Source organism: Micromonospora sp. S4605, assembly GCF_003176715.1.
Classification (GTDB): Bacteria; Actinomycetota; Actinomycetes; order Mycobacteriales; family Micromonosporaceae; genus Micromonospora; species Micromonospora echinaurantiaca.
In genome coordinates this window covers 1-11,309 of record NZ_QGSW01000309.1, presented here as the reverse complement: position 1 = coordinate 11,309, position 11,309 = coordinate 1, and the positions used below count along the sequence as shown (strand labels likewise).

The 11,309-nt window shown below is 74.7% G+C and carries 12 protein-coding genes; 5 read left to right on the top strand and 7 right to left on the bottom strand.

Going from position 1 to position 11,309, the window contains the following annotated elements; genetic code table 11:
• The coding region (locus DLJ47_RS27685) for an MFS transporter (RefSeq protein WP_109904253.1) at positions 1-1,113 on the bottom strand (1,113 nt) is incomplete at its 3' end.
• A gap of 154 nt (positions 1,114-1,267) precedes the next feature.
• Here DLJ47_RS27685 and DLJ47_RS27680 point away from each other — a divergent pair.
• Positions 1,268-2,050 carry an IclR family transcriptional regulator gene (locus DLJ47_RS27680; RefSeq protein WP_109904251.1) on the top strand — a complete coding sequence of 261 codons (783 nt, stop codon included), beginning with the start codon at positions 1,268-1,270 and terminating at the stop codon, positions 2,048-2,050.
• 150 nt (positions 2,051-2,200) lie between these two features.
• Here the strand turns inward: DLJ47_RS27680 and DLJ47_RS27675 are convergent, their stop codons facing one another.
• Positions 2,201-4,327, bottom strand: coding sequence for a PhoX family protein (locus DLJ47_RS27675; protein WP_109904249.1), 2,127 nt, complete (start codon positions 4,325-4,327; stop codon positions 2,201-2,203).
• A gap of 223 nt (positions 4,328-4,550) precedes the next feature.
• On the opposite strand from DLJ47_RS27675, the gene DLJ47_RS27670 reads away from it, so the two are divergent.
• Positions 4,551-5,066, top strand: coding sequence for a sigma-70 family RNA polymerase sigma factor (locus DLJ47_RS27670; protein WP_088998064.1), 516 nt, complete (start codon positions 4,551-4,553; stop codon positions 5,064-5,066).
• Positions 5,063-5,755 carry an anti-sigma factor family protein gene (locus DLJ47_RS27665; protein ID WP_109904247.1) on the top strand — a complete coding sequence of 231 codons (693 nt, stop codon included), beginning with the start codon at positions 5,063-5,065 and terminating at the stop codon, positions 5,753-5,755. Before DLJ47_RS27670 ends, DLJ47_RS27665 begins: the two co-directional genes overlap by 4 nt.
• Positions 5,756-5,767: 12 nt before the next feature.
• Here the strand turns inward: DLJ47_RS27665 and rarD are convergent, their stop codons facing one another.
• The 4 genes from rarD to eccE all read right to left on the bottom strand — a co-directional run bounded on the left by rarD (position 5,768) and on the right by eccE (position 9,693).
• Positions 5,768-6,682: an EamA family transporter RarD gene (rarD, locus tag DLJ47_RS27660; protein WP_109904245.1), complete on the bottom strand. Its 915-nt coding sequence runs from the start codon at positions 6,680-6,682 to the stop codon at positions 5,768-5,770.
• The gene (locus tag DLJ47_RS27655; protein WP_109904243.1) at positions 6,679-7,179 is read right to left on the bottom strand and encodes a GNAT family N-acetyltransferase; all 501 of its coding nucleotides are present in this window, start codon (positions 7,177-7,179) and stop codon (positions 6,679-6,681) included. Before DLJ47_RS27655 ends, rarD begins: the two co-directional genes overlap by 4 nt.
• A 122-nt stretch (positions 7,180-7,301) precedes the next feature.
• Positions 7,302-7,688: a phage holin family protein gene (locus DLJ47_RS27650; protein ID WP_109904241.1), complete on the bottom strand. Its 387-nt coding sequence runs from the start codon at positions 7,686-7,688 to the stop codon at positions 7,302-7,304.
• A 109-nt stretch (positions 7,689-7,797) separates the two neighbouring features.
• Positions 7,798-9,693 carry a type VII secretion protein EccE gene (gene eccE / locus DLJ47_RS27645; protein ID WP_446723606.1) on the bottom strand — a complete coding sequence of 632 codons (1,896 nt, stop codon included), beginning with the start codon at positions 9,691-9,693 and terminating at the stop codon, positions 7,798-7,800.
• A gap of 255 nt (positions 9,694-9,948) precedes the next feature.
• Here eccE and DLJ47_RS27640 point away from each other — a divergent pair, with 255 nt between their 5' ends.
• Together DLJ47_RS27640 and DLJ47_RS27635 are read left to right on the top strand one after the other, a co-directional pair.
• Positions 9,949-10,269 carry a WXG100 family type VII secretion target gene (locus DLJ47_RS27640; protein WP_088997043.1) on the top strand — a complete coding sequence of 107 codons (321 nt, stop codon included), beginning with the start codon at positions 9,949-9,951 and terminating at the stop codon, positions 10,267-10,269.
• A gap of 27 nt (positions 10,270-10,296) precedes the next feature.
• On the top strand, positions 10,297-10,590 hold the full coding sequence (locus tag DLJ47_RS27635; RefSeq protein ID WP_109904237.1) for a WXG100 family type VII secretion target: 294 nt from the start codon (positions 10,297-10,299) through the stop codon (positions 10,588-10,590).
• A gap of 176 nt (positions 10,591-10,766) precedes the next feature.
• On the opposite strand, the gene DLJ47_RS27630 is transcribed toward DLJ47_RS27635, so the two are convergent.
• A partial coding sequence (locus DLJ47_RS27630; protein ID WP_146228208.1) for a S8 family serine peptidase occupies positions 10,767-11,309 on the bottom strand: 543 nt, incomplete at its 5' end.

Sequence of the window (11,309 nt, the reverse complement as noted above, 5' to 3'; positions counted from 1 at the left end):
GGCGGCGGCGGTCCACATGGTGGGGTAGCCGGTCTGGGCGGCGAGCGTGCCGAGGGCGAGCGGGCCGAGGCAGCCGCCGGCGTACACCCCGGTCTGGGTGATCGAGGTGGCCGCGGCCGGCGCCTGCGGGTGCAGCCGGACCACCGCGAAGTTCATCAGCCCCGGCCAGGCCCAGCCCAGCCCGAAGCCGAGCACCACGCCGACCACCAGCGGCCCGGTGCCGGCCACCGCGAGCAGACCGAGGCCACCGGCGCCGACCACCAGCATGCCGGCGATGACTGCCACGTGACCGCCGGAGCGACGGTCGGCGAGCCAGCCGGCGCCGACCCGGGCGGCGACGCAGACCGCGCTGCCGAGGGTCAGGGTCAGGCCGGCCGGTCCGGGCGCCAGCCCACGGTCGGCCGAGGAGTCGACCAGGAAGGTGCCGAGCGCGTTCGCGGCCGCCGCGGCGAGCGTCGCGGCCACCCCGACGAGCACCAGGGCGCCGGTGGCTCGGCTGGCGCGGGCGCCGGCGTCCCGCCGCGCGGGACGGGGCTCCCGCGCGGGTACCGCCGCCCAGGCGGCCAGCGCGGCCGCGGCGGCCGCCACGAACGCCCAACGCCACCCGGCGGTCAGCGCCACGGTCGGCACCGCCACGCCGGCCAGCAGCGTGGAGACCGGGATGGCCGCCTGCTTCACCCCGAACGACAGGCCCTGGCGCCGCGGTGGCACGTGCCGGGCCAGCGCGGCGTTGCTGCCCATCTGGCCGAGGGCGTTCGCGGTGCCGCTGAGCGCGAGCAGCCCGAGCAGCACCGGAAAGGAGCGGGCCAGCGCCGCCATGGCGAGCAGGCTGCCGGCCGAGATCAGGATGGCGGCCCGGGCGACCAGGGCCGGCCCGTACCGCTCGGCGAGGGCTCCGGAGGGCACCGAGGCCAGCGCGCCCACCCCGAAGTAGACCGACACCGCCAGGCCCAGCCCGGCCGGGGAGAAACCGAGATCCTCGCCCAACTGCACGGCGAGCCCGCCGACCAGGAAGACCGGCAGGACGGAGGCGATGGTGACGGCGACGGCGCCGGCGGCGGCCCGGACGGGCCGGGCCGGCGCGGGAGCCGGGTGCAGCGCGGTGTCGGCCATGATGCGGCAAACCTACGCGAGTCCAGCTCACGGCACGCATCGTGTCGGCTGAAGCACAACTCGTCTATGACGATCTGGCATCCTCCACCCGAACAGGCATTTCGCGCCCGGCCGGTATTTCATATGGTGTAAGTCCCCGGCGGCGGAGGTGGTTGTGCGCGACCCCCTGGCGGAGCCTTCGGATCTGATCCGGAGCGTGTCCCGCGCGCTACGAGTGCTCGAGTCGGTCGGCCGTGCCCCCAAAGGGCTGACCGTGAAGCAGATCGCCCGACGGTGCGAGCTGACCGTGGCGACGACCTATCACCTGGTCCGCACGCTGGCCTACGAGGGCTACGTGATCCGTCGCGAGGACGGCACGTACATCGTGGGCCTGGAGGTCGCGGACCGCTACCGCGAGCTGGTGACCGCGTTCCGCGGGCCGCCGGCGGTCGGCGAGAGCCTGCGCCGGGTCGCCGCGGACACCGGCTACAGCCACTACCTGGGCCGGTTCGTCGGTGGCCAGGTGGCGATCACCGCGGTGGCCGAGGGGCCGCGTACGCCGTACCTGGAGGACCTGGTCCCCGGCTTCGACGAGGGCGCCCACGCCACCGCGCTGGGCAAGGCGCTGCTCGCCACGCTCACCGCCGAGCAGCGCTTCCGCTACCTGCGCGAGTACGGTATGCGGCCGTTCACCAGCGCCACGCTGACCAACGTGGAGGCGTTCGAGGCCGACCTGGCCGCCGGTGACCGGCGCGGCATGCAGCTGGAGCTGGGGCAGTTCCGGCAGGGCGTGGCCTGCGCGGCGGTGCTGGTTGCTCCGGACAAGGACATGGAGCGCCGGGTGGTGCTGGCCTGCGCGCTGCCGGCCAGCGAGATGATGACCTCCGCCCGGGTGGTACGCGCCAAGCTGCTCACCGCCGCCCGGGCGATCGCCGACGGCATCGCCGCCGAGAGCTGAGCCGGGGGCGGTGGCCGGAAACGGGCCGGGTCAGCGGGGTGCCGGTCAGTCCGCCGGGCACCGCGAAGAACGCGACGACGGCACGGGGCCCTCTCCCCGGTTGGGAGAGGGCCCCGCCGGCGGTCCGGCGCCGGGACCGCCCGAGTGACGTCAGCTGCCGACCGGGCCGCCGTCGAGCCGCCAGGTGACCACCACGCCCGGCTTGGCGAAGTCCCCGTCCGGCCAGGTCGAGGCCGGCTTCTCCACCGACGCCCCGGTGATCTCGCCCGGGTGCTGTACGGCCACGAAGACCGACCGGTTGTCGCCGGTGATGAACGGGCCGCACGCCTCGGCGCCGAGCGGCACGGTCAGGAACTGCTTGAGGTGACCCCGTTCCGGGCCCTCGACGGCGGTGGCGAAGAGGCCGTCGTTGCTGCCCAGCGCGTTGCCGTCGGTGGAGATCCAGAGGTTGCCGGTGGCGTCGAAGGCGACGTTGTCCGGGCAGGAGATCGGCGAGACCCTTGTCTTGTCGTACCCGGCGAAGTAGGTCGACGGGTCGGCCGGGTCGCCGGCCACGATCGGCACCGACCAGGCGAACGTCTCGGCCGAGTTGTCGCCCCGGTCCTCGACCAGCTCCAGCACGTGGCCGTGCTTGTTGGCGGTACGCGGGTTGGCCTCGTCCGCCTTCGGGTTGCTGCCGACGCCCCGATTGGTGTTGTTGGTCAGCGCCACGTACACCTTGCCGGTGAGCTGGCTCGGCTCGACGTCCTCCGGCCGGTCCATCTTGGTCGCGCCGACCTTGTCGCCGGCCAGCCGGGTGAAGGTGAGCACGTCGGCGGCGGTCATCCCGTCGACGTACGAGCGGTTGCCGCTGACCAGCTTGATCCACCGGCCGCGGCCGTTGAACGCCCCGTCCGAGGGGAGCTTGCCGGAGCCGTCGATCTCGCCGGCGCTGGTCTCGTCGAGCTTGGCCACGTAGAGGGTGCCGGACTCCAGCAGGGTCAGGTTGTGCTTGCGGGCGACCCAGGAGTTGCCCGGCATGAACTTCTTGTCGGAGACGAACTTGTACAGGTAGTCGAACCGCTCGTCGTCACCCATGTAGGCGACCGCGTGCCCGCTCTTCGCGATGATCACGTTCGCACCCTCGTGCTTGAACCGGCCGAGCGCGGTGTGCTTGCGCGGGCGGCTCTCCGGGTCGAACGGGTCGATCTCCACGATCCAGCCGAACCGGTGCGCCTCGTTCGGGTGCTTGGCCAGGTCGAACCGCTCGTCGGCGCGCTCCCACTTGCGGCTGCCGCTCGGGTAGCGGGCGCCGGTGGTGATGCCGTACCGGTCCAGCTTCGGCTTCAGCTCCGCCGGGGCGCCGTCGCCGCCGACGAAGTACTGGTTGAAGTTCTCCTCACCGGAGAGCACCGTGCCCCACGGGGTGACCCCGCCGGCGCAGTTGTTCAGCGTGCCGATCACCGTCCGGCCCTTCGGGTCGGCGGCGGTACGCAGCCAGGCGGAGCCGGCGGCCGGCCCGGTCAGCTCGAACTTCGTGCCGAGCGCGGTGACCCGCCGGTTGTACGGCAGGCGCCCCTTGCCGACCGGCCGCCACTGCCCGGTGCCACCCACCCGCTCCAGTTCCACCACGGACATGCCGTGCGCGGCCATCGCGACCCGCAGCTGCTCCACGGTCAGCGCGTCCTGGCTGGTGAAGCCGGGGAACATCAGGTCCTCGTTGGTGTACTCGTGGTTGACCACGAGCAGCGCGCGCCGGCCCTGCTTGTCCAGCGGCAGCACGCCGACGAAGTCGTTGTTGTAGCCGAACTGCTTCGCCTGCGCGGCGGCGGTCTGCCGGTGCAGGTCGAACTCGGGCGCGCCCGGCAGCACCGGGTCGCCCCAGCGGATCACCACCGAGTGGTCGTACCCGTTCGGCACCACCAGGGTGTCGAGCTTGTTCGGCGGGATCGGCGCGAAGGTCAGCGCGCCGTTGCCCACGCCCTGCCCGGGGCGGCCGAACCCGGCGGCCTCGGGGACCACCGGGGTGGCGGGGGCGGCCGCCGCGGGCGCGGCGCCGGCCAGCGCGCCGGCCGCGGCGCCACCGAAGCCGAGGACCAGGGCGCCGACCGCCCCGGCCCGGACCACGCCACGGCGGGTCACCTCGGCGCCGACCACATCGCCGAAGTACGTGTTGTCGGAGGTGTTCGGCACCGGGTGGTCGCAGGCGTTGCCGCACCGGTACAGACAGGTCATGGCGTCACGGCCGCCGTGGCGGGTGGCGCCGAGCAGCGGGAGCAGCCGGGGACGGTCGCTCATGGGGAGGAGCCTCCTGAAAGGGGTCGATGCACGCCGGAAGGTCTGGTGCGTACCCGGCGGACGCTAGGAGGGCGCGGTGAGCGGTCGTCGGCCGCGGTGTGAACCAGGCATGAACACCTCGCCGGGAAGCCCGTGATGACCTGCGGCTGAACCGATCGGCGTGACCGCACGTAATACCGAGCGAACGCACCGCCGGACGCGCGCCGGAAGCGAGGAGACAGCCATCAGCGACCACGACGCCCAACTGCTCCGCGCGCTGCACGACGAGCACGCGGAGGCGCTGTACGCGCACGCTCTGCGGCTGGTCAACGGCGACCGGCAGCGGGCCGAGGACCTGGTGCAGGAGACCCTGTTGCGGGCCTGGCGGCATCCGGAGTCCCTCGACCCCCGGCGCGGTTCGGTCCGCGCCTGGCTCTTCACCACCGCCCGCAACCTCGCCATCGACGCCTGGCGCCGCCGGGCCACCCGGGTCGGCGAGGTCTACACCGACGAGCTGCCCGAGCCACCGGAGACCGTCGACGAAGCGGAGCGTGCGGTGGAGGCCTGGACCGTGGCCGAGGCGTTGAACCGGCTCAGCCCGACCCACCGCGAGGTGCTGGTGGAGTGCTTCTACCAGGGACGCTCGGTGGCCGAGGCAGCCTCCCGGCTGGGCGTGCCGCCCGGCACGGTGAAGTCCCGGACGCACTACGCCCTGCGCTCACTACGGTTGGTCCTGGCCGAGATGGGGGTGACGGGATGACCCGGTGCGAGTTCGCGCACGACGACGGCGCGTACGTGCTGGGTGCGCTGGCTCCCGCCGAGCGGGCGGCCTACGAGCGGCACCTCGCCGGCTGCGCCGCCTGCCAGCAGGCGGTCGCCGAGATCGCCGTCCTGCCCGGCCTGCTGGGCCGGCTCGACCCGGCCGGCCTGGAACAGTTCCTGCCGCCACCGGCGGAGAGCAGCCGGATGCCCGAGCTGCTCGCGGCCGCCCGGGAGCGCCGGCGCCGCGAGCGGTGGGCCAGCCGCCGGCGGTACGCGCTGACCGCGCTCGCCGCGGCCGCGCTCGCCCTGGTGGTCGGTGTCGGTACGGCCACCCTGCTGCCCCGTACCGGGTCGGGGCCGGCGGGCGACCCGCAGATGGTCGCCATGCAGCCGGTCGCCGGCGCGGTGCCGGTGCACGCGGAGGTCGCGCTGACCGGCACCGAGTGGGGTACCGAGGTGACCATGCGCTGCGGGTACGAGGCGCGGCCCGGCTACGGCAAGGCGTACACCTTCCGGCTGGTGGCGCACGGTCCGGACGGCGCCACCGAGCAGATCGGCTCCTGGCTCGCCGCGCCCGGCGACGACCTGCGGATCAGCGGCGCGACCCGGTTCACCGGCGCGGAGCTGGTGCGGCTGGAGCTGCTCCGCGCCGACGGCACCCCGGTGCTCGCCTACGACGTCCGCTGAGCTGGCCGCCCGCTAGGCGGGGGCGGGCGCCGTGGCCATGGCCGCGGCCCGGGCGCGGTGGGACGCGCGCAGGGCGTCGACGGTGAAGACGATCAGCGCGGCCCAGACCAGGGCGAAGCCGGCCAGCCGGGCGGGCGGCATCGGCTCGTGGAAGATCAGTACGCCGCAGCCGAGCTGGAGGATCGGCGCCAGGTACTGGATCATGCCCAGGCTGGTCAGCGGGAGCCGGTTGGCCGCCCCGGCGAAGAGCAGCAGCGGGATGGCGGTGGCCGCGCCGGCCAGCATCAGCAGCACGGTGTGCCCGGCGGAGACGTGCCCGAAGGCGGCGTCGCCGGCCGCGATGAGCCACCCCAGGTACGCCAGCGCGGGCAGCGCCAGCACCGCCGACTCGACGAAGAGCCCCTCGGCGGCGGGCAGCCCGAGCCGCTTCTTGACCAGGCCGTACCCGCCGAAGCTCAGGGCCAGGGTCAGCGCCAGGTAGGGCAGCCGGCCGTAGTCCACGGTCAGCACGACCACGGCCAGCCCACCGACGCCCAACGCCACCCACTGCGCGGGGCGCAGCCGTTCCCGCAGCACGGTGACCCCGAGCAGCACCACGACCAGCGGGTTGATGAAGTAGCCGAGCGCGGTCTCCACCACCCGGTCGGAGTTCACGCCGTAGATGTAGGTGCCCCAGTTGACAGCGATCAGCGCGGCGGCGACGCCGATCCCCGCCAGTGCCCGGGGTCGGCGCAGCAGCGCCCGCAGGAACCCGATGTTGCGCAGCGCGGCCAGCAGCAGCGCGACGAAGACCACCGACCAGACGATCCGGTGCGCGAGGATCTCCAGCGGCCCGGCCGGGCGCAGCAGCTTCAGGTAGAGCGGGAAGAACCCCCACAGCAGGTACGCGCCGATGCCGTAGAGGTATCCGAGCCGAAGTGGCGTCACGCCTCCACCGTAAGGGGCGAACCGCCGCTTTGCTCCTTGCCTGTGAACTGGCTCACCGCCTGGTCGCGCCGGTCGAGCTGCATCCACCGGCGCGGATCCGGCAGCGGGGTGAAGCCGACCTTCGCGTACACCCCGTGCGCGTCGTTGGTGGCCAGCAGGATCCGCCGTACGCCGAGGGTGTCCAGGTGGTCGCGGACGGCCCGGGCGAGCCAACTGCCCAGGCCGCGGCCGCGCTCACCCGGGTCGACGTAGACGTCGCAGAGCCAGGCGAAGGTCGCCTGGTCGGTGACCGCCCGGGCCACCGCCACCTGCCGCCCGTCACCGGGACGGTAGACCCCGAACGGCAGCGAGCCGGCGAACGCCCGGGCCACCGTCTCCCAACTCCGCCCGATCGCCCAGTACGCGTCGGTGGAGAGCCAGTGGTGCACCCGGTCCAGGTCGATCCGGTCCGGGTCGGTGCTGAGCAGGTAGCCGTCGTCACGGGTCAGGGTGAACACCCTGCGAGGCTAGACCGCCCACCCGCCCGGCACGCGGGCCAATTCCCGCCCACTGGTCCGTGCCGGGCGGCGAGGCCGCACTTTCTTGGAAAGCGCGGCCGACACCGTGGTGGGGGCGGCGGTCAGTCGCGGTCGAGCAGGGCGCCGAGGATCCAGGTGACGATGCCGACGAAGAGCGCACCGAGCACCGCGGCCGGCCAGAAACCGTCCACGTGGAACGGCAGCCCGGCCTGGTCGGCGATCCAGCTGGTGAGCAGGAAGAGCAGCCCGTTCACCACTAGCGCGATCAGCCCGAGGGTCAGCAGGTAGAAGCCGCAACCGACGGTTTTGATGACCGGCTGGAGCACCGCGTTGACCACGCCGAAGATGATCGCCACCAGCACCAGCGTGGTGACCGTCTCGGTCGCCGAGTCGGAATCCAGCGTGATGCCCGGGATGACCAGGGTGGCCAGCCAGAAGGCCAGCGCCGTGACGGCCAGGCGGATCAGCAGACCCTTCAGAAAACCCATGGCGGGGATCGTGCCACGGACGGCGCACCGGCGGAACCCGAGAGATCGACGAATCGGTCGAGCCAGGTGTCGATCGGGCCGTGAGCGTGACGGCCGGGCGTGACCTGGTTCAGCGGCGGGACGGGCGACCGATCAGTTGCGACTCGATCGGGGTGGGCGACAGCAGTGCCCAGCGCAGCGCCCGCCGGTTCACCACCGCGACCATGTCGTCGCGGATCCGGGTCAGCCACTCGGCGGACGCGCCGAGGCCCAGCGCGCTCCCGGCCAGCGCGGCCTCCACCGGGCTGAGCGGTTGCAGCACCGCCAGGTCGGCCCGGCCCAGCGCGTCGGCGTCCGCCGGGGTCAGCTCGTCCCGGACCAGCAGGGTGGCCCGCCAGGGCGGCCCGGGCTCGGACTCGGCGGGCAGTGGTGCGTCGACCACCAGCAGCTGCGGACGCAACGGGGTGCCGGGCGCGCCGCCGACCGGCCGGCCCGGCGGGAGCAGGGGAATCGCGCCGCCCGGCGTGCCGGCGCCCCGAACGAACGGCTCCCAGCTGAGCGGCCGGGTGGTCTGCACCGCGACCCGGGCGCCGAGCGCCAGCGCGCGCAGCACCACGAGCTGGGCGGCGCGTACCCCACCGACGAGCATCACCCGGGTGCGCTCCGGCCGGAACAGCCGGACGGTCACCGCACCGCCGTGCCGGTTGCTGCCGATCATCAACCCGGCCTCGCCGAACGGCAGCTCCGGCGGCTCCCGGACCGGACCGCCGGGCAACCCGGCGCCGGCCGCGGCGAGCGGCAGGGTGGCTGCCAGCCCGTCGAGCTGCGCGCCGTCGAGCCGCTGGAGTTCGCCGCCGGCGCCGGCCACCAGCCGGTCGAGGGCCTGGGCGGCCACCGCGAGCTCCGCCGGGGTCGCCGTGGCCAGCCGTACGGTCAGCTCGGTGGGCACGCCGGCGGGGTCGGCCCACGGCCCGGCGCAGAGCGACACGGTGGTGGCGGTGGCCGGCAGCGCGAGCAGCCGGGGCACCAGCCGGCGGCCGGCCTCGACCCGCGGATCGGGCCAGCGGCGCAGCCGGAAGCTGGCCTGAAGCAGGCCGCCGGAGCGCAACACCTGCCAGGACTCCTGCGCCGGACGTCCGTCGTGGTGGGCCAGTTCGGCGAGGACGCGCAGTGCTGCGTGCTCACCCAGCGGACGCACGGCGACCGGGCCGAACCGGCGTACCAGGCGGCGCACGGTGCCGGCCAGGGCGCGCCGCAGTTCCTCGTCGGACCAGCCGTCGACCCGCAGCACCCGGACGGCGAGCACGGCGCGCTCCCGGGCGGCCAGCCGCCCGTCGGTGAGCTGCCGGTAGGAGGTCGCGACGGTGCCGCCACCCGCGTCGACGGTCGGTGCGGGTGCCCCGGTGAGCAGCAGTTGCACCCGCGCCGGCGGCCCGTCCGGCGGAGCCGCCGTCAGCAGCGAGGCCGGCCCGGGCAGCTGCCGCGGGCCGTCGCCCAGCAGGTCGCCCGGGTCGCCGAGTTCCAGCACGGCCACCAGCCCGGTCGCGTCCTCGATCAGCGCGCCCGGCCCACCGCCCGGTGCCGACGGGTGCAGCACGGCGGTCGGGTCGACCAGGTCGAGCAGCGCCGCCGGGTCGGCCGAGGCGGGCAGCCCGCGCCGCCGGGTCAGGTAGCCCAGCGCGGTGGCCAGCCACTCGAAGAGCCAGCGACCGCGGATCCGCAGCCAGGCGGCCGGCACCAGTACCGCGGCCACCGCGATCGCGGCCAGGGCCGGGACGGGCCCCTGCCCGACGGCGGCGGCGAGCACCGCCACCGCGACCTGTGCGGCGACGACCTGACCGGCGCGCACGCCGGTGGGTGGCCGGCGTCCGGCGGGGATCCACTGTGCCGGCAGAGCGCCCCGCCGGGTCGCCCCGGCCGTGGTCGCCGGGTCGGCCGGCGGACCGGGGACCGACGCGGCCACGGTGGGGTCCGGCGGTGAGCGGTCGATCGGAGCGACCCGGCTCGGGCTGGTGGTCGCCGGCACTCCGCCTCCTTGCCGATCACTCGCCGCGACGTTGCTGCGGCCCATCGTAACGGCGGGAGCCGGCAGCGCGGGGGGCCGCGGTTGTCCACAGGGGAGGCCGGTGGGGTAGCACAACAGCGATCGGGCCGCTACCGTCAGCGACGAGTTCCGCTGACCCGCGCCCGCCAAGCTCGTGTCCCGGGCGGCGCGAGCGGCGCGTCCTGAGGTGGGCGTGCCGACGGCCAGCCACGACCGATGAGACGAGGTGACGTCCGGGTGTCCCAGACCCAGGCAGAAGCGGCGGTGATGCAGCAGACCGCCGCGAAGTTCGAGCAGGTGGACCAGTCGTTGCAGACCATGCTGAGCAGCCTGATGGCCGAGCTGGAGGTGTTGCAGCAGGCCTGGCGGGGCGCCGGGGGGCGCTCCTTCGAGCAGGTCAAGCAGCAGTGGGCGCAGGACCAGGCCACCTTGCAGCGGGCGCTGCGGGAGACAGCCTCCGCGATCCGCACCGCCGGCCAGCAGTACGACGTCGCGGACACCGAGGCCGCCGGCCGGGTGTCCACCACCAACCGCGGCGGCATCCAGCTACCGCTGTAGACCTTGACCGGAAGAGGGAGCCATTCGATGGACCACGGTGTGCTGGTCGTCAACTTCGCCGCGCTGCAACAGGCCAGCGCGGACATCCAGAGGGCGCTGAACACGCTTGAATCGCAGCTCGGGCAGTTGGAACGGGACGCCGCCCCGCTGGTGGCCGGCTGGACCGGCGAGGCCCGGCAGGCGTACGAGCAGCGGCAGGCCCGGTGGCGGTCCGCCTCGCAGGACCTGCAGGCCATGCTGCGTGACATCAGGCTCGCGGTGGACGACTCCGCGGCGGACTACCTCGACACCGAGAAGAAGAACGTCGGCCTGTTCCAGTGATCCCGGCCCGTCGGGTGGCGACCGGCCCGGCCGGCGCCACCCGACGCACGGCGGCCCCCGGCCGCCGACCTGCCCCGTCGGGCGTCCCCGGAACACGTGGTCACCATCCCGGCGAGGTCCCGGGTCGGCGCCCAGGCTGATGCCGGGTGCCGGGTGCCGGGTGCCGGGTGTCGGGCTCAGGCCGGGTCGGCCGGGCGCCACCGGCGGCGGGTGCCCCGGGGCACCACCAGGGCGGCCAGCGCCGCCACCGCCACCACCGTCGCGGCGAGCGAGGCGACCAGCAGCGCCCGGTCCTGTGCCGTGGCCCGACGGGCCCGCGCGGCCAACGCCGCCGGATCGGGCCGGTCGTCCGCGAGCGCGGTGGCCGGGCGCGGCCGCGTGGCGACCCCGCCGCCGGTCTCGGTGACCGCCCGGAACGGGTTGAGCACTCCCGCGCCGTACCCGTCGCCCCGGCCGTCACCGGGGGCCGGGTCGGTGGTGGCGAGGATCCGCTGCGCCACCTCGGCCGCGGTCAACCCGGGTCGGTACTGCCGCAGCAGCGCGGCGGTGGCCGCCACGAAGGGCGCGGCGTAGCTGGTCCCCTCGGCCCGGTGGTGGCCCCGGCCGGGGGCGGCCATCAGCACGTCGCTGCCGGGCGCGACCAGGTCGACGTACGGGCCGGTCTGGGAGAAGGCGGAACGCGACCCGTCCACCCCGATCGCGCCCACCCCGAGCACCCC